The sequence below is a fragment of the Pseudomonas sp. SORT22 genome (genome assembly GCF_018417635.1).
In the GTDB taxonomy this organism is placed as follows: domain Bacteria; phylum Pseudomonadota; class Gammaproteobacteria; order Pseudomonadales; family Pseudomonadaceae; genus Aquipseudomonas.
Window position 1 is genome coordinate 58,208 of the sequence record NZ_CP071007.1, and the last position, 17,904, is coordinate 76,111.

The 17,904-nt window shown below is 62.7% G+C and carries 16 protein-coding genes; 7 read left to right on the forward strand and 9 right to left on the reverse strand.

Translation table 11 applies throughout. From position 1 onward, the window contains the following. The first annotated feature begins 30 nt into the window (after nt 1-30). The 5 genes from JYG36_RS00215 to JYG36_RS00235 are packed head-to-tail and all read left to right on the forward strand — an operon-like array spanning nt 31 to nt 4,594. Entirely contained in the window at nt 31-1,050 is a 1,020-nt protein-coding gene (locus JYG36_RS00215) for a DUF5924 family protein (protein ID WP_045200627.1), read from the forward strand. A gap of 38 nt (nt 1,051-1,088) precedes the next feature. Further along, nucleotides 1,089-2,234, forward strand: coding sequence for an ABC transporter permease (locus JYG36_RS00220; RefSeq protein ID WP_045200628.1), 1,146 nt, complete (start codon nt 1,089-1,091; stop codon nt 2,232-2,234). A gap of 5 nt (nt 2,235-2,239) precedes the next feature. Further along, nucleotides 2,240-3,034, forward strand: a complete 795-nt coding sequence (locus JYG36_RS00225) for an ABC transporter ATP-binding protein (protein WP_176794308.1) — start codon at nt 2,240-2,242, stop codon at nt 3,032-3,034. A gap of 1 nt (nt 3,035) precedes the next feature. After that, complete coding sequence (locus tag JYG36_RS00230) at nt 3,036-3,974, forward strand: MlaD family protein (protein WP_213602796.1); 939 nt, start codon at nt 3,036-3,038, stop codon at nt 3,972-3,974. Next, nucleotides 3,971-4,594 (forward strand): ABC-type transport auxiliary lipoprotein family protein, encoded by a 624-nt coding sequence (locus tag JYG36_RS00235; protein ID WP_213602798.1) that lies wholly within the window; start codon nt 3,971-3,973, stop codon nt 4,592-4,594. The genes JYG36_RS00230 and JYG36_RS00235 overlap by 4 nt, the downstream gene beginning before the upstream one ends. Here the strand turns inward: JYG36_RS00235 and JYG36_RS00240 are convergent. From JYG36_RS00240 to JYG36_RS00265, 6 genes are all read right to left on the reverse strand, one after another. Then, entirely contained in the window at nt 4,576-5,805 is a 1,230-nt protein-coding gene (locus JYG36_RS00240; protein ID WP_093377573.1) for a spore maturation protein, read from the reverse strand. The genes JYG36_RS00235 and JYG36_RS00240 overlap by 19 nt on opposite strands. A gap of 136 nt (nt 5,806-5,941) precedes the next feature. Continuing rightward, the gene (gene gltP, locus JYG36_RS00245) at nt 5,942-7,273 is read right to left on the reverse strand and encodes a glutamate/aspartate:proton symporter GltP (RefSeq protein ID WP_195885386.1); all 1,332 of its coding nucleotides are present in this window, start codon (nt 7,271-7,273) and stop codon (nt 5,942-5,944) included. Nucleotides 7,274-8,021: 748 nt separating this feature from the next. Further along, nucleotides 8,022-8,492, reverse strand: coding sequence for an inhibitor of vertebrate lysozyme family protein (locus JYG36_RS00250; RefSeq protein WP_213602800.1), 471 nt, complete (start codon nt 8,490-8,492; stop codon nt 8,022-8,024). 2 nt (nt 8,493-8,494) lie between these two features. Further along, nucleotides 8,495-8,659 carry a DUF1328 domain-containing protein gene (locus tag JYG36_RS00255; protein WP_010222609.1) on the reverse strand — a complete coding sequence of 55 codons (165 nt, stop codon included), beginning with the start codon at nt 8,657-8,659 and terminating at the stop codon, nt 8,495-8,497. A gap of 45 nt (nt 8,660-8,704) precedes the next feature. Further along, nucleotides 8,705-8,989, reverse strand: a complete 285-nt coding sequence (locus JYG36_RS00260; protein ID WP_093377582.1) for a hypothetical protein — start codon at nt 8,987-8,989, stop codon at nt 8,705-8,707. Between the two features lie 173 nt (nt 8,990-9,162). After that, nucleotides 9,163-9,999, reverse strand: coding sequence for a BON domain-containing protein (locus JYG36_RS00265; RefSeq protein ID WP_213602802.1), 837 nt, complete (start codon nt 9,997-9,999; stop codon nt 9,163-9,165). A 207-nt stretch (nt 10,000-10,206) separates the two neighbouring features. Between JYG36_RS00265 and algB the strand changes: the two genes are divergently transcribed. Beyond that, nucleotides 10,207-11,553 carry a sigma-54-dependent response regulator transcription factor AlgB gene (algB, locus tag JYG36_RS00270; protein ID WP_038997810.1) on the forward strand — a complete coding sequence of 449 codons (1,347 nt, stop codon included), beginning with the start codon at nt 10,207-10,209 and terminating at the stop codon, nt 11,551-11,553. Beyond that, nucleotides 11,550-13,337, forward strand: a complete 1,788-nt coding sequence (locus tag JYG36_RS00275) for a KinB sensor domain-containing domain (protein WP_249744385.1) — start codon at nt 11,550-11,552, stop codon at nt 13,335-13,337. Before algB ends, JYG36_RS00275 begins: the two co-directional genes overlap by 4 nt. A 12-nt stretch (nt 13,338-13,349) precedes the next feature. Here JYG36_RS00275 and JYG36_RS00280 read toward each other — a convergent pair whose 3' ends face one another. From JYG36_RS00280 to JYG36_RS00290, 3 genes are all read right to left on the reverse strand, one after another. Further along, nucleotides 13,350-14,969 (reverse strand): EAL domain-containing protein, encoded by a 1,620-nt coding sequence (locus JYG36_RS00280; RefSeq protein WP_045200651.1) that lies wholly within the window; start codon nt 14,967-14,969, stop codon nt 13,350-13,352. Between the two features lie 76 nt (nt 14,970-15,045). Continuing rightward, nucleotides 15,046-15,822 (reverse strand): N-acetylmuramoyl-L-alanine amidase, encoded by a 777-nt coding sequence (locus JYG36_RS00285; RefSeq protein WP_045200653.1) that lies wholly within the window; start codon nt 15,820-15,822, stop codon nt 15,046-15,048. A gap of 62 nt (nt 15,823-15,884) precedes the next feature. After that, a complete protein-coding gene (locus JYG36_RS00290) occupies nt 15,885-17,882 on the reverse strand; it encodes a GGDEF domain-containing protein (protein ID WP_213602804.1) in 1,998 nt (665 codons plus the stop codon). Between the last annotated feature and the right edge of the window lie 22 nt (nt 17,883-17,904).

A 17,904-nucleotide genomic window follows, 5' to 3' on the forward strand; every position in this document is an offset into this window, starting at 1 on the left:
AGGTTTTTACCTGACCTTGCGAACACCTTCATGCCTCTTTACCTCCAGCGCTTGATCGAGCTGATCAAGCGCTATCCCGGGGTCATCGCCCTCGGCGGTTTCATCTCCGGTGTCGGCAGCTTCATCCTGGTCGATCGCCAGGAAAGCCTGGCCAGCTGGATTGCCATCGTCATGCTCATCAGCTGGATCTGGCTGATGCTCGAGAACACCTTCACCAAGGTCTTCGCCAAAGTCTTCAAGCGCGAAATCCCCCAGCCGCTGTTGCGCTACGCAACGCAGATGATCCACCAGGAAAGCCTGTTCTTCGTCCTGCCGTTTTTCTTCGTCACCACCACCTGGAACAGCGGCCAACTGGTGTTCACCGGCATTCTCGCCGCCGCCGGGCTGATCTCGATCATCGACCCGCTGTACTACAAGTGGCTGGCCCCGCGGCGCTGGCTGTACCTGGCGCTGCATACCCTGACGCTGTTTGCCGCGCTGCTCACCGCGCTGCCGATCATCCTCCACCTGACCACCTCGCAGAGCTTCAAGCTGGCCTTGGGCATCGCCATGCTGCTGTCGTTCCCAAGCCTTGCCAGCAGCTTCCCGATCAGCCACTGGCGCCGGGGGATCATGCTGGTGGTGATGACCCTGGCCGTCGGCGCCGGCGGCTGGATGCTGCGTTCCTGGGTGCCGCCGGCAACCCTGTGGATGACCGAAGTGGCAGTCAGCACCCAGGTCGAGAACCGCACCCCGGGCAAGAGCCTGGAGCAGATCAAAGCCAGTGAAATACGCGCAGGCCTCTATGCCTTCACCGCGATCAACGCCCCACGCGGGCTGAACGAGCGGATTTACCACGTCTGGCAATTCGAGGGCAAAGAGGTTGACCGCATCGCCCTGGACATCCATGGCGGGCGCAAGGAAGGCTACCGCGCCTGGACCCACAAGCAGAACTTCCCCGGCAACCCGGTGGGGCGCTGGCAGGTGCGGGTGCTCACCGAAGACGGCCAGGTCATCGGTGTACTGCGCTTCAAGGTGGTTGACGATGGTCAAGCACCCGCGGCCGAGTAACGCTATGCTCTGAGGCTGCGAACCGTTGGTCGGACTGCATGGAGCCTATGACTACACACGCCAGCGCCACCCTGGACACTGCAAGCAGCCCGCCACGGCTGCGGATCGTCGGTGACTGGACCCTGGCCAACTACACCAGCCTCAAGCGCAGCAGCGACAGCCTGGCCGGCCAGTACGACGCCTCTACCGAGGTCGACCTCGACCAGCTCGGCAAGCTCGACACCGCCGGTGCGGCGTTGCTGGTCGAGCTGCTGGGCGCCGAACGCCTGGCGCGGCTGACCGAAACCGCCACGCACTTGCCCGCCGCCAGCCAGGCGCTGCTCAAGACCGTGTATTGCTCGGTGCAAGACTTCTGCATCCCGGAAAAACAACCCGAGCGCTCGGTACTGATCCAGCTGCTCACCCGCATCGGCCGCGCAGTTGACACCCTGTGGCAAGACACCCTGCAGATCCTCGGCTTCGTCGGCCTGATCCTGCAAACCCTGTTCCTGCGCCTGTTCCAGCCCAAGCGCTGGCGGGTCACCTCGGTGGTTGCGCATATCGAGCAGACTGGCCTGGACGCCGCGCCCATTGTTGCCTTGCTGACCTTTCTGGTGGGGGCGGTGGTGGCCTTTCTTGGCGCCACGGTGCTGGCCAGCTTTGGCGCGAGCATCTTTACCGTCGATCTGGTGGCATTCTCGTTCCTGCGGGAATTCGGCGTGCTGCTGACCGCCATCCTGATGGCCGGGCGCACCGCCAGTGCCTTCACCGCGCAAATTGGCTCGATGAAGGCCAACGAAGAGATCGACGCCATCCGCACCCTGGGCCTCGACCCGGTTGAATTGCTGGTGGTGCCGCGGGTGCTTGCACTGCTGATCGCACTGCCGTTGCTGACCTTTGTCGCCATGCTCTGCGGCATTATCGGCGGCGCGGTGGTCTGCGCGCTGTCACTGGGTATCTCGCCGGCGATGTTCCTGTCGCTGCTGCAAAGCGATATCGGCGTGCAGCACTTTCTGGTCGGCCTGGTCAAAGCCCCGTTCTTCGCCTTCCTGATCGCCGCCATCGGCTGCCTTGAGGGCTTCAAGGTCAGTGGCAGCGCCGAATCGGTCGGCGCCCACACCACCTCCAGCGTGGTCCAGTCGATCTTCGTGGTCATAGTCCTGGATGCCGTGGCGGCGCTGTTCTTCATGGAGATGGGCTGGTGAGCGAGATCCACACAAAGCCACGTGAAGCGGTGATCGAGGCCCGCGGCATCTGCAACCGCTTCGGTACCCAGAGCGTGCACGAGCAGCTCGACCTGGACCTTTACCGCGGCGAGATCCTCGCCGTGGTCGGTGGCTCGGGCAGCGGCAAGTCGGTGTTGCTGCGCAGCATCGTCGGCCTGCGCCGACCCAACGAAGGCCAGGTGCGAGTGTTCGGCCAGGACTTGAGCAGCGCCAGCGACGAGCAACGCTCGCTGGTCGAGCGGCGTTTCGGCGTGCTGTTCCAGAAGGGCGCGTTGTTCTCGTCGCTGACTGTCACCGAGAACGTCGCCTTGCCGCTGATCGAACACGCAGGCCTGAGCCGCGCCGATGCCGAGCACCTGGCCGGGGTCAAGCTGGCGCTGGCCGGCTTGCCGATTTCGGCGGCAGACAAATACCCCTCGTCGCTGTCCGGCGGCATGATCAAGCGCGCGGCCCTGGCCCGGGCGCTGGCGCTGGATCCGGACATCCTGTTCCTCGACGAACCCACCGCCGGCCTCGACCCGATTGGCGCAGCGGCCTTCGACCAGTTGATCCTGACCCTGCGCGACGCCCTGGGCTTGAGCGTGTTCCTGATCACCCACGACCTGGACACCCTTTACACCATCACCGACCGCGTCGCCGTGCTGTCGCAGAAGAAGGTGCTGGTGGCCGGGCCTATCGCCGAGGTCGAAGACACCGACGACGCCTGGATTCACGATTATTTTCATGGCCCGCGTGGCCGCGCGGCGTATCAGGCCGCTACAGCGCCCAAGGAGCTCTGAGATGGAAACCCGTGCACATCATGTCCTGATCGGCCTGGTCACCGTGCTGGTGGTGGCCGGCGCCATGCTGTTCGGCCTGTGGCTGACCAAGTCGAGTGTCGACAGCACCTTCAAGGACTACCAAGTAGTGTTCAACGAGGCCGTGTCCGGTTTGTCCCGGGGCAGCTCGGTGCAGTACAGCGGTATCAAGGTTGGCGACGTCACCAGCCTGCGCCTGGACCCCAACGACCCGCGCCGGGTCCTGGCCCAGGTGCGCCTGAGCGCCGATACGCCGGTCAAGGAAGACACCCTGGCCAAGCTGACCCTGACCGGCATCACCGGCACCTCGTTCATCCAGCTCAGTGGCGGCACGCCGCAAAGCCCGGAGCTCAAGGGCAAGGACGGCAAACTGCCGGTTATCGTCGCCTCGCCATCGCCGATTGCCCGACTGCTGGACGACAGCAGCGACCTGATGACCAACATCAACGCCCTGGTGCACAACGCCAACCAGCTGTTCTCCGAAGACAACGTCACCCGCCTGAGCAACACCCTGAGCAACCTTGAACAGACCACCGGCGCCTTCAACGACCAGCGTGGCGACATTCGCGAGGGCATCCAGCAACTGGCCCAGGTCGGCAAGCAGGCCGGCGCCATGCTCGAACAGACCAGCGAGCTGATGCGCAACGCCAACGGACTGCTCAGCAACCAGGGCAAGCAGATGTTCGGCAGTGCCGAACAAGCCATGCAGTCGCTGGCGCAAAGCACCGAAACCATCAACAAGCTGCTCAATGACAACCGCGAAGCCATCGATGGCGGCGCCCAGGGCTTCAACCAGCTGGCGCCGGCCATCCGCGAGCTGCGCGACACCCTGACCTCGCTCAAGGGCATTTCCCAGCGCCTGGAAGCCAACCCCAGCGGCTACCTGCTGGGCCGTGACAAAAACAAGGAGTTCGAGCCATGAGCCGTACCTGTCGCTACCTGGCCCTGGCCACTGCACTGAGCCTGGGCAGCGCCTGCTCGATCCTGCCGCAGGCCGAGCCTGCCGATGTTTATCGCCTGCCTTCGGCGCAAAGCACCCGCTCGCTGACACAGAGCGCGCCGTGGTCGCTGCGGATCAATAAGCCAATCGCCAGTGATGCCTTGAACAGCCCGCGCATCGCCGTGGTGCCGCAGGGCAACCTGATCAGCAGCTACAAGGGCGCGCGCTGGAGCGACCCGGCACCGACCCTGCTGCGCAACCGCATGCTCGATGCCTTCCAGCGTGACGACCGCGTGCAGCGCCTGAGCGCCGACGACAGCAACCTGCAAAGCGATTATGAAATTGCCGGCGAACTGCAGGCCTTCCAGAGCGAGTACAGCGCCGACGGCCTGGCTGTGGTGATCCGCTACGACGCCCGCCTGGTGCAGGGCCGTAGCCAGCGCATCCTTGCCAGCCAGCGCTTCGAAGTACGCCAGCCGTTGAGCGACAAGCAGGTAGCCGCGGTAGTCAGCGGCTTCGGCTCAGCCAGCGACCAGTTGATGAAGCAACTGGTCGACTGGACGGTAAACCAGGCCGATCAGCTTCAGGCGAAGAACCAGTAGCAGACGAAGATCGCCGCGATCACCCCGGACAGCTCGGCCAGCAGCGCACAACCCACCGCATGGCGGGCGCGCTGGATGCCGACGGCGCCGAAATACACCGCCAGCACATAGAAAGTGGTTTCGGTGCTGCCCTGGATGGTCGCTGCCACCAGGGCCGCGAAGCTGTCGACGCCGTGGGTCTGCATGGTTTCGATCAGCATTGCTCGCGCCGCACTGCCGGAGAACGGCTTGACCAGCGCGGTGGGCAGGCCCTCGACAAAGCGCGTGTCCCAGCCCAGCCACGCGACTGCATGACGGATACCATCCAGAGCCAGCTCCAGCGCCCCTGAGGCGCGCAGCACGCCGACGGCGCAGAGCATGGCAACCAGGTAGGGCAACAGGCTTTTGGCGACGTCAAAGCCCTCCTTGGCGCCTTCCACGAAGGTTTCATAGACCTTCACCCGCTTCAGCGCGCCGACCACCAAAAACAGGATGATCAGGCCGAACAGGGTCAGGTTGCCGAGAATCGACGACAGCCCCGCCAGCGCGGTAGCCGACAGGGTGCCGAGAAACGCCATGAAACCGCCCAGCAGCAACGCACCGGGAATCAGGTACGCCAGCACCACCGGGTCCCACAGGCGCAGGCGCTGCATTACCGCCACCGACAGCAGGCCGACCAGGGTCGAGGCGCTGGTGGCGAGCAGGATCGGCAGGAACACCAGGGTCGGGTCCATCGCCCCCTGCTGGGCGCGGTACATGAAGATGGTCACCGGCAGCAGGGTCAGCGACGAGGCGTTGAGCACCAGAAAGAGGATCTGCGCGTTGCTGGCCGTGGTCGAGCTGGGGTTGAGCTCCTGCAGCGCGCGCATGGCCTTGAGGCCGATGGGCGTGGCGGCGTTGTCCAGGCCCAGGCCGTTGGCGGCGAAGTTGAGGGTGATCAGGCCCAGGGCCGGGTGGCCGGGCGGGACTTCCGGCATCAACCGGGCAAACAGTGGGCCGAGGACCTTGGCCAGCCATTCGACGATGCCGGCTTTTTCGGCAATCTTCAAAAAGCCCAGCCACAGGGTCAGGGTGCCGAACAGCAGGACCATGACCTCGACCGAAAGCTTGGCCATGGCAAAGATGCTTTCGACCATTGCCGCGAAGATCCCGGCGTTACCGCCCACCAGCCATTGGGCCATGGCCGAAATGGCCGCGACAATGAAAAAACCAAGCCAAAGGCCGTTGAGCATCCGTTGTTCCCCCCAAAGATGGCGCAAATGATAGCGGGCCGGGTTGGCTTCGCGCCATAAACGTCGAGTTACTCCCGATGTAGCCAACAAAAAAGCCCCGACCAGGTCGGGGCTTTTCGTACAGCCAGGTTAGCGCTTACTTGCTGGCAGTTTTGCCAGCCGGTACGGCTTCCTTGCTGCGCCAGTGCGGCAGCGAGTTCCAGTAGCGCTGGCCTTTGGCATCGTCGTACATGCCTTCCCAACGAGCGATAACCAGAACCGCGAGGGCGTTGCCGATTACGTTCAGGGCAGTACGGGCCATGTCCATGATGCGGTCGACACCGGCGATGAAGGCCAGGCCTTCCAGCGGGATACCGACGCTGCCCAGGGTGGCCAGCAGGACCACGAAGGACACGCCCGGTACACCGGCGATGCCTTTGGAGGTAACCATCAGGGTCAGCACCAGCAGCAGCTGCTGGCTCAGCGACAGGTCGATGCCGTACAGCTGGGCGATGAAGATCGCCGCGATGCTCTGGTACAGGGTCGAACCGTCAAGGTTGAACGAGTAGCCGGTCGGTACCACGAAGCTGCAGATGGCTTTCGGCGCACCGTAGGCTTCCATCTTCTCGATCACGCGCGGCAGCACGGTCTCGGAGCTGGCGGTGGAGTAGGCCAGGACCAGTTCGTCCTTGAAGATGCGCATCAGCTTGATCACCGAGAAGCCGAACAGGCGGGCGATCAGGCCAAGGACCATGAAGGCGAAGAAGGCGATGGCGAAGTACACCAGCAGCACCAGCTTGGCCAGCGGCAGCAGCGAGGCGAAGCCGAAGTTGGCGACGGTCACCGCGATCAGCGCGAACACACCGATTGGCGCGTAGTTCATGATCATGTGAGTGACCTTGAACATGGCTTCGGAGACGCCCTGGAAGGTTTTCACCAGCGGGTCGCGGATGTCTGCCTGCAGGCTCGACAGGCCCAGGCCGAACAGCACCGAGAAGAAGATGATCGGCAGCATCTCACCGCGCATCAGCGCTGCGAAGATGTTCGACGGGATCAGGTTGAGGATGGTTTCGATGAACGCATGCTCATGCTGAACCTCGGCCGCCGTGGCCTGGTACTTGGAGATATCGACGGTACCCAGGGTACTCATGTCGATGCCGGCGCCCGGGTGGAACAGGTTGGCCAGGACCAGGCCGACGACGATGGCGATGGTAGTCACCACCTCGAAGTAGATAATGGTCTTGAGGCCGATACTGCCGAGTTTTTTCGCATCGCCAACCCCGGCGATACCCACGATCAGCGACGAAATCACGATCGGGATGACGATCATCTTGATCAGGCGAATGAAGATGTCACCGGCAGGTTGCAGGACGTTACTGATCCACCATGCCTTTTCTGCACTGAAATGGTTCAGTAAAGCGCCGATTGCAATCCCCAGTACCAGACCGATGAGGATCTGCCAGGCGAGGCTTAGCTTTGCCTTCTTCATGTCGTTACCTTTTCTTCAAGTGGAAACGGCCACCAGGCTGATAACCGCGACCCAGAGCTGTTGCCAGCAATCCGTATCGTTTCTTGTTATCTACCGATGGCACCGTAAAAGGTCACCGCAAGCGAGCGTAGGAACGCTCAGGCCAGCGAAAAAAGGCGCAACTATTCCCACGTGGGGGGGCTCCGTCTAATGCCGTAAACGACTACCCCATGCCGAATCGGCATGAGGTTTATCGGCCAAAACGTACGTCACAATGGGTTATTCGCCTACCGTTCGGAAATCCGACGATGGCCAAAGCGCCATAATCCGGCCGATATAGAGGTATGCGCCCGAGTGACAAAGGGCTTTGTTCGACAATCCGAATGGGTGAAATCGCAGCGACTTTGCCAGGACGGCGAGGCGAAAAAATATCGATGTACGGTCGGGCAAAAATATGCGTCGACAGCTTCGGTAGGAAAAACGAATTTGTTGCGGGGGAAAAAGCGATCGCCGTAAAGAGCGCTACGGAAGTCCGGTCGGACACCTCTGCCTGAAGGCAGTTGTCCGACCCGCAACTTCCGCTACCGCTTCACCTGACCCGGCCCTCATCGGAGGTACTCCCTGTACCCCTAGGCCCCTCCGATCCTGAAACAATCAGAGCAGCCCGGCCCCCTGGTCATGCGCCTGCCTTCCTCGGGCGGCGCAGCATAGAAGCCTGAAATGAAAAAAGGTTCAGCTTCTATATATGTACAGAAGTGTGAGCAACACCTCAGTACCAGTTCGGATCACGCTTGAGCTGTTCCTTGAGCAGGGCCTGCATGCCTTCGTCCGGCTTGCCCAGCCAACGGTAGTCGGCGTGGCGTGTGGGCGACTTGTCGGACGGCAGGCCTTCGGGCACTTCTACCAGCATTCCGTAGGCTTCGTCCTTGTCCCAACTGAAGGCGACAATCAGACGCTTGTTCAGGCACTTCCGCTCGGATTCGCACAACGGTCCGACCAGATACTTGTCGCCATCTTCCTCAACCGCCGACATCTGTTGCTCGGAAGTACCACTCAGGTTGAGGACCCATTCGGGCAAGCGTTCTTCGTTTTTGACCACGTCCTGCCAGGTTTCCCGGTATTCGGGGTCCGAGCCAAGAATCTGGTTGGCCCGGACCTGGCCGTCATTGGCCGCCATTGCCGCTGCGCTGCCGCCCATGATCAGGACGGCAACCAGGGCTCTGCCTAGCGTTGTGCTCATACTCAGCCCCTACCGCGGCGACCAAAGAAGAAGGACACCACGAACAGCACCAGGAAGATAATGAACAGAATCTTCGCGATACCGGTAGCGGCGCCGGCGATACCACCGAAGCCCAGCACGGCAGCGACAATGGCGATAATCAGGAAGGTGATGGCCCAACTCAACATGGTGATTCTCCTTACCGTTTTTGGAAGAGGTCCTTGGGTGCTCGGTTAAAACACCCAGCGATCACGTGGTGCAGCAGTGTCGACAACGGCAGGAGTGGTCACCGGCGTAGACAGTGCGACCCTGGCCTGCAGCGCAGCTACCGGGCGTTGTGCCTGAACCTGCGCCACCAGCGCGGCCTGGGCAGCCAGCTGCTCGGCACTGCGCGCGGTTTCCCAGCTGTTGTAGAGCTGGCCGGCAATCAGGGTCAGCAGCAGCGCCAGGCTGAAAAACAGACCCTGGCGCAGCTGAAGCGAAGAAACCTGCACTAGGGTGGCGGTTTGGCGGTTCATGCCGTGCTCCTCCTGCTGCTTTTATTGTTGACTTGATGTAGTCATTGCAGCCTGCATGCCAGCCTTTGAAACATTTTTTTATCCTTATAAATCAACAACTTATGTACATACATCGGTTCAGCCTAAAACGTATCCTGCACGATCGGGCTCAAGCGTTCGTGCGTTTTGCATGATCAGCCCTGCACCTTGGTTGCTACCTTGAGCATGTCGGCATCCACCCCGCGCACGCCGCGAATCTGCCGGGCGACCTCGATGGCGATGGTCTTCTGTTCGCTGCTGACCACCTCGCCGGACAACCGCACCACGCCATCCTGGGTCGCCACTTTGATGTTCGGGCCATCGAGGTTGCGGCTGTACATGAAGCTGGTCTGCACCTTGGCATTGATCCAGGCGTCGCTGAGCTGCGGATCGGTCACCTGTTGCTGGCGCTCTTCGCGCTGCCTGGCCAGATCGGCCGCACTCAGGCTGATGAGGTTGTTGACCAGGTAAACGCCCTCGGTGGAGCTGGCCAGTACCCCCGCCAGCTCTTTGGCTTCGGCGCTACTGACCTGGCCGCGCAGGGTCACCACGCCCTCACGGCTGTCGACTTCTATAGGTGCTGCCTGGGTGTGGGTACTCCACAGCAGACGCGCGCGAATGATCGAAGCGAGGGTCGCGTCTTCCAGGCGCTGGGCATAGGCGCGCCGCTCCAAAGGTTGCTCGACCAGTTCGGCATTGACCTTGAGGTCGTTCTGCACCGCTTCGATGCCGCGGGTGGCCAGAGCAACGGCTTCGGCCAGCTGGCGCTCGACCTGGTTCTCAACCTCGCCGCGCAAATGCGCCGTACTGCCCTCGACCCTGACCTCGATCTTGTATGGGTTGAGCAAGCGGTTGAGCGCCAGGGCGGTTTGCAAGGCGCCTTCCTGGCGCGCCTGCTGCACGCTGGAAGCCGGTGATTCGGCGGCGCTGCTGGCCATCGGCAGCAGCAGGAACAGGGCAGTGGCGACTGCCAACGGATAGGGCGCGAACATGAGAAAACCTCCGAGGGCTCAGAGTCTTTTGTCTTCGCAGTACTCGTGCCAGTTCCTTGCGGATAAACAACCGCTGATTTTTCAGTGAGTTAGATAAGTGTTGGGCGAACGGCTACCATGCAGGCAACGGAATGAATCAGAATGAACCATGCAACTTGCCCGATTTTTCCGACACTAACCTAGATCATTCTCAAAGGAGCGTAGGAAATGGAGTCAGCCCAGGAACATCAAGGCCGTATTCTGCTGGTCGACGATGAGTCCGCCATCCTGCGAACCTTTCGTTACTGTCTTGAAGATGAAGGCTACAGCGTTGCCACCGCCAACAGCGCGGCGCAGGCCGAAACCCTGCTGCAACGGCAAGTCTTCGACTTGTGTTTCCTCGACCTGCGCCTGGGCGAAGACAACGGCCTGGATGTTTTGGCGCAGATGCGTATCCAGGCGCCATGGATGCGCGTGGTGATCGTCACCGCGCATTCGGCGGTCGACACAGCGGTCGATGCGATCCAGGCCGGCGCCGCCGATTACCTGGTCAAGCCCTGCAGCCCGGACCAGTTGCGCCTGGCCACCGCCAAGCAACTGGAAGTCCGTCAGCTGTCGGCGCGCCTCGAAGCGCTGGAAGGCGAAGTGCGTAAGCCCAAGGACGGCCTCGACTCACACAGCCCGGCCATGATGGTGGTGCTGGAAACCGCCCGCCAGGTCGCCACCACCGACGCAAACATCCTCATTCTCGGTGAGTCCGGAACCGGTAAAGGCGAACTGGCCCGCGCCATTCACGGCTGGAGCAAGCGCGCGCGCAAGGCCTGCGTGACCATCAACTGCCCATCGCTGACTGCCGAGCTGATGGAAAGCGAGCTGTTCGGCCATAGCCGTGGTGCCTTCACCGGCGCCAGCGAAAGCACCCTGGGCCGGGTCAACCAGGCTGACGGCGGGACCTTGTTCCTTGATGAAATCGGCGATTTCCCACTGACCCTGCAGCCCAAGCTGCTGCGCTTTATCCAGGACAAGGAATACGAGCGCGTCGGCGACCCGGTGACCCGCCGCGCCGACGTGCGAATTCTCGCCGCGACCAACCTCAACCTCGAGGACATGGTCCGCGAAGGGCGCTTTCGCGAAGACCTGCTGTACCGCCTGAACGTCATCACCCTGCACCTGCCGCCCCTGCGCGAGCGCAGTGAAGATATCCTCACCCTGGCCGATCGCTTCCTTGCCCGCTTCGTCAAGGAATACTCGCGCCCGGCCCGCGCCTTCAGCGACGAGGCCCGCGCCGCGCTGCTCAACTACCGCTGGCCGGGCAACATCCGCGAACTGCGCAACGTGGTCGAGCGGGCGAGCATCATCTGTGCCCAGGAGCGCGTCGAAATCAGCCACCTGGGCATGGCCGAACAACCGGCCAGCAATGCCCCGCGCATTGGCGCGGCGCTGAGCCTGGATGAACTGGAACGCGCCCATATCGGTGCGGTGCTGGCCACCAGCGAAACCCTCGACCAGGCCGCCAAGACCCTCGGAATCGACGCCTCGACCCTGTACCGCAAGCGCAAGCAGTACAACTTATGAAACTGGCGATGAAGCTGCGCACGCGGCTTTTCCTCAGCATTTCGGCGCTGATCACCGTCGCCCTGTTCGGCTTGCTGCTGGGCCTGGTCAGCGTGCTGCAGATGGCCAGCGCGCAACAGGCGCTGGTGCGGGAAAACTCGGTAACCCTCGACCTGGGCCTGAAGCTGCGGCAGAACCTGGGCGAGCAGTTGACCCTGCTGCTGGATGACGCCCCGGACAAACCGGCCCTCGAAACCTTGCAACGCCAGTTCCAGCAACTACTGGACGAAGGCATCAACCATGACGACGAAAGCCCGGGCGACCAGGGTTTTGCCAAGGCCAACCTCGACTACCAGGCCTTCTTGCAGGCTTACCGCAGCAGCGCTGAAACCTCGAAAAGCCTGGGCGCCGACCAGCCCCTGGGCCATGCCTTCAACCTGTTGCGCAGCGACCTGGTCGAATCGCACAAGCGCGCTTTGCAGCACATTAATGAAAGCGAGCAGAAAGCCCATGACCGCGCCCTGCTGATTGGCGGTTTGCTCGGCCTGGTGGGCCTGACAGTATTGATTCTCGGTTTTGTCACCGCCCATGGTATCGCCCGCCGGGTCGGCCAGCCGATCGAAGCATTGGCCAAGGCGGCCGACCAGATCGGCCAAGGTAACTTCGAGGTCACCCTGCCGGTGTCCCACGCCCTGGAGCTGAACCAGCTGACCCGCCGCTTTGGCCTGATGGCCGAGGCTTTGCGCAAACATCAGGCAACCAACATCGACGAAGTGCTGGCCGGCCAGCAGCGCTTGCAGGCGGTGCTCGACAGTATCGACGACGGCCTGCTGATCATCGATCGCCAGGGTCATCTGGAGCATCTCAACCCGGTCGCCCAGCGCCAACTGGGCTGGGAAGATGCGCGTCTGGGCACAGGCCTTGGCGATGCCCTGCAACGCCCGGAGCTGGACGAGCAACTGCGCCTGGTACTGCGCGGCGGCACCCTCGACCGCGTGCCTGACGACCTCAGCCTGGAAATAGATGAAGAAACCCGGCTGCTTTCCTACAGCCTGACGCCGGTATGCCACCCACAAGGGCAAATCCTCGGCGCGGTGATGGTGCTGCACGATGTCACCGAGCAACGTGCCTTCGAACGGGTACGCAGCGAGTTCGTCCTGCGCGCGTCTCATGAACTGCGCACGCCAGTGACCGGCATGCACATGGCCTTCGGCCTGCTGCGCGAACGTCTGAAGTTTGCCCCCGGCTCGCGGGAAGCCGATCTGTCCGACACCATCGGCGAAGAGATGCAGCGCCTGAACCAGCTGATCAACGACCTGCTGAACTTCTCTCGTTACCAGAGCGGCCTGCAAAAACTCGACCTGACCCCCTGCGCCATCGACGAACTGCTCGGCCGGGCCTGCGAACGCTTTGCCGCCGCGGCCAACGACAAACAGATAGAGCTGCAGGTCGAGCTGACTGCGCCGCTACCGCGTATCCAGGCCGATCCGGCGCAATTGGACCGGGTCATGGACAACCTGCTCGACAACGCCGTGCGCCATACGCCAACCGCCGGGCGCATCCGCTTGCATGCACGCCGCCACGCCGAGCGGGTGATTATCAGCATCGAAGACAACGGCGAGGGCATTGCCTACGGCCAGCAGGGCAGAATCTTCGAACCTTTCGTCCAGGTCGGACGCAAAAAGGGCGGTGCCGGCCTGGGCCTGGCGCTGTGCAAGGAGATTGTCCAGTTGCACGGCGGGCGCATGGGTGTGTACTCGCGGCCCGGGCAAGGCACTCAGTTCTATATGGCCTTGCCAGTCTGAATCGCCTGCGGCTCAGGCTTCGTCGTCGATGCGCCGGGGCCCGAGCCGCCGGCCGCGGGTGATCAGCTCGATGAACTGGCGTGCATTGAGCGGATGGGCGAACAACCAGCCCTGGCCATAATTGACCCCTTCGCTATTGAGCAGCAGGGCCTGGTCTTCGTACTCGATGCCTTCGGCAATCACCCTTAGCTGCAGGGCATGGGCCATGCGGATGATGTGCGGGGCCACGCCGCTGCTGGCTGCGTCATGGCCCAGAGCATCGATAAAGGCCTTGTCGATCTTCAGGCAGTCGACCGGCAAGGTTTGCAGGTAGGCCAGGCTGCAGTAGCCAGTACCAAAATCATCGATCAACACCTGGTGCCCGACCGCGCGCAAGGCTTGCAGGTTGTCCCGGGCCACCACCACATCGATCAACCCACGCTCGGTAACCTCGAAGGCAATCTGGCTGGCCGCCACGTGGTGCATGGCCAGCAGGCGTGCCGCCACCCGGCCGATTCTCGGCACCATCACATCGCAAGCGGCAAGGTTGACCGAGATGTACAGCTGGCGGTTGGCGCGCAGCAACTGGCCGAGTTGCTCGAGCACCCGCTGCAGGACGAAATCGGTGATCTGGCGGATCTGCCCGGTGTTCTCCGCCAACGGGATGAACAGGTCCGGGCTGGTTAGCGTGCCATCCGAGCGACGCCAGCGCACCAGTGCTTCGGCTCCGACACAGCGGCGGCTGTTGAGCTCGAAAATAGGCTGGTAAAGCACCTGCAATTCGCCCCGGCGCAGCGCGCCCTGCAGCTCCGAACTCATCGAGCGACGTTGGCGAATCAGCTGTAACACCAGCCAGCCAATGCACCAGGCCAGTACCAGGCTACCGGGGAACAACAGCCAGAGAATGCCGTTCATCTTCAGCGGCATGCTGGCCCTGGGCGCGATCAGCACCAGTTGATAGTCCGGTGACTTGGTCGGCATGCGGTAGATCAGCCGATCCGGGAGCTCCAGCAGCGAACCACTTGAGGCCGGCGGCCAATCGGCGGACGGCGGCCAGACCTGCGGCGGGCCCAGAACCGGTACCGCCCGTGTGCCGTTGTCGAGCACCACCAGCAGGCTGCCTTCGGGCGGCAGGTCAACCACGTCGGTGATGTGCCCGCGAGAGGTGGCGACCAGGAACTTGCCCCGGCCCAGCATCAGCGCCGCCAGGTTGTCATCCGGCTCGGTGGTAGTGTTAAGCCAGTAGCTATAGGTCGGGCCCTGGATATCCGCAGGCCGCAGCGGGTTGATGGTGCGCTCGCCAACCCGGTTGGAACAGGCAACATTACCATCGACGTAAGCGGCTTCGTAAACGAAGCGATAATTGAAGGCGACCTGCTGCAAAGCCGTCAGCATGCTGGCATCGCACCCGCGCACGGGTTGCGACTGCAATTGATCGACGCCTTCGCGCAGCTGACCGAAGATCTGCTCCAGGCGCACCAGAAAGCGCTCGCCCTTGGCGTTCATCTGCTCGATTTCGCTTTGCTGCATCTGGTGCATGGCCACACCGACGCTGGCCATGAGCAGCAGGATCGCGCTGGCCGTAGCCGCGAGTGTGGCCAGTAACCAGGGACGATAGAGCAAATGGCGCAACACCGAGAGGGCAGCTGACATCAATAATTATCCAGTTGAATACCAAGAGGTATAGCAACTGCCAGTCAAGTCAGCCTGCCCGTTGGGCGGTGGGGGCTCAACGACGGCTGTTGAGCACCTGCAACATGGCCGCCGTCTGGGCATCCGGCACGCCATCGAAACGCTGCGGGCGAAAGCGCATCTGGAAGGCTGCCAGCACGTGCTTGGTGCTGACATCATTCTCGCCGGTTTGCTCGATGGCGTAGCCGAAGCGCTTCAACTGCTGCTGATACCAGCTGATGCTCGGTGGATTGACGCTGAAGTACGCCTGCTGCTGGGCCACGGCCTGGGCATTCGGCCAGACCCCAAGGCCTGCGTCCGCCAGGCGCTTCCAGGGGAACATCGGCCCCGGGTCGAGCTTGCGCAGCGGGGCGATGTCGCTGTGGCCGATGATGTAGCGCGGCTTGATGTTGTTGCGCTTGACGATGTCCTTGAGCAGGACGATCAGCGCCTGGACCTGCGCCTCGGTGTACGGGTGCCAGACCCGCCCGGTCGGCGTGTCGGTATAGCCGGGGTTGACGATCTCGATGCCGATCGAGGTGGAGTTGAGCCAGGTGCGGCCATCCCACTGGCTGTCACCGGCGTGCCAGGCACGTCGGCTCTCGTCCACCAGCTGGTAGACAGTGGCCGGCGAGTCGCCGATCAGGTAGTGGCTGCTGACTTCGCCGTGGGTGAGCAAGTTCAGCGAACGCTCCAGCGAAGCATTGGTGTAATGCAGGACGACGAACTGGATGCGTTCGTCCTGGTTGACCGAAGTATGGCTGCGGTCGATCCGCAAACCGCTGGTGCAACCTGCCAGCGTCAGCAGCAGGAGGGCGGTGAAAAACGCTTTCATGAAGAGGGCACTGTGATGAGAGTCTGCAAAGCGTAAGCTTAACGTATCCTCGCCCTTGCCACTCAGCCCTGTTCGACGCGATTTCGACCAAGATGTTTCGCCCGGTACAGCGCTTCGTCTGCCCGCTTGAGCACCACCTCGCTGCGCTCACCGCTGCGAAACGCGCTGATGCCTATGGACAGGGTAATGGTCACCCGCTCGCCCTTGAAGTGGAACGGGCAGGCTTCGATGGCTGCCCGCAGAGCTTCCGCCAGCTGACAGCCAGCTGGCAGCGAGGTTTGCGGGATCAGCAAAACAAACTCCTCACCACCAAAGCGGGCGATGAAATCCTGGCTGCGCAGGCGCTTGCGCAGCACGCTGGCGACAATTTTCAAAACCTTGTCACCGGCCAGGTGGCCGTAGCTGTCGTTGATACGCTTGAAATGATCGAGGTCGAGGATCGCCATCAACAGATGGCCGCCGCTTTCCTGCCATTGCAGCACTTCCTGATCGACCCGCTCCGACCAGGCGGCGCGGTTGGGCAGCCCGGTGAGCGGATCAATCAGGGCTTTCTGGCGCTGCTCTTCAAGGTGCTCGCGGTAGCCCAGGGCTTCCTGCTCCATGCTCGCCACCCGCTCGGCCAAGCCTTGCAGACGGCTGGCCATGTCCTGCTCGCGCTGGTCACGCTGCTGCTGGTGCTCGTCCATGGTGCCGAGCAAACCTTCGAGGCGGTTTTCCAGGATGTGCTTGAGGCTGCCCAGGTCGGCCGCGCCCTGCACACTGCTTTGCAGGCCATCGACCTGCTCGCGCAGCTGGCTGTCGAGGTCGCGGGCGGCCGAGGTGTTGTCGGCATGGCCTGCGCTGGCTTCGTGCAGGTGGCTCTGGAATGACTCCAGGCGTTCGTTGAGTTGCTGCAGGTAGGCTTCGAACTCGTGCTGGCCGCTGTCGTTGATTGCCAGCATCAGCACCGCCAGGTCATCCAGCACCGGCAGCAGCTCGTACCAGTTCAGGCCGTGCTCCAGGCGCTCGCGCATCGACTGCGCCTGGGCCTTGTGGCGTTCGGGCAGGGTCAGGTCGTCGAGCAGGCCGAGCAGGGTGTCTTCGATATGCGCCGCAACCGAGCTATAGGTGGGCTCGGTGCCGTCGGGCAGGGCGAACTGGGCCTCTTCGTCATCTACCGGCTCTGCTTCTGCCAGGTCAGCCTGCGGCTCGTCCGGGCTGTGCTCGAGCAAGGCCAGTACATCCTGCTCGGAGTCCAGTGTGACCGGCTCGGCTAGCGCTGGCAGTTCAGCTTCAGCTGCTGGCTCGATTGGCAGCTCGGCAACCGGCTCAGGCTCGGATGTACCTTCAAACTGCGGCTGCGCGCTGGCTTGGGGCTCCACGGCTGCAGACTCATACGCCTCGGCAACGACCTCTGCAGCAACCGGCAAGGGCTGCAGCTCATCAACATCGACAGCGGCGGGTTCGGGCGCCACGGCCACGGGCTGTTCTCTGACCTCAGTTGCCGCCGGTACCGCAACGGCGAGAGCCGGTTGCAGGGCTTCCTCCGGCTCGCCGTCGCGATTACCGAACAGGCGCTGCAACAAACCCGGGCGTTGCGCTTCTTCAGGCCGCTCCAGCGCCGACAGCGCCTGGCCCTGCAAGCCGCTCAACTCTCCCAGCAGCAGGGGCATCTCGCGCGACTGGCTGGCGCGGGCCTCGACCTGCTTGGCGAACTTTTTCAGCGGCCGGCTGACGTCGCTGGGCAAGGGCAGGGTTTGCAGTTGGCTGACCAGTGAGGTGAGGGCGGTGGTGACCTGGGCGATTCGGGTTTCCCGGCGCTGCTCGGAATCGAGCACGGCCTTTTCCAGGCGCGGGATCAAGCCTGCGAGGGCGGCGTCCATGTTGTCGGTGCGGATCACCTCGCGCATTTCCTTCATGCACTGGTCCACCGCGCGGTCACTGCCTTCGGCGGCCAGCGTGCTGCGCACCAGACCACGGCGCAACAGGTCGAGACGAGCCTCCCAACGGCGCTCCAGCTTCTCTTGCTGTTCGATACTCTTGAGGTATTTTTCTTTCCAGCGCTGGGCTTCGTCGGTCATGCCTGGGTCCGCAGAGGGTAAT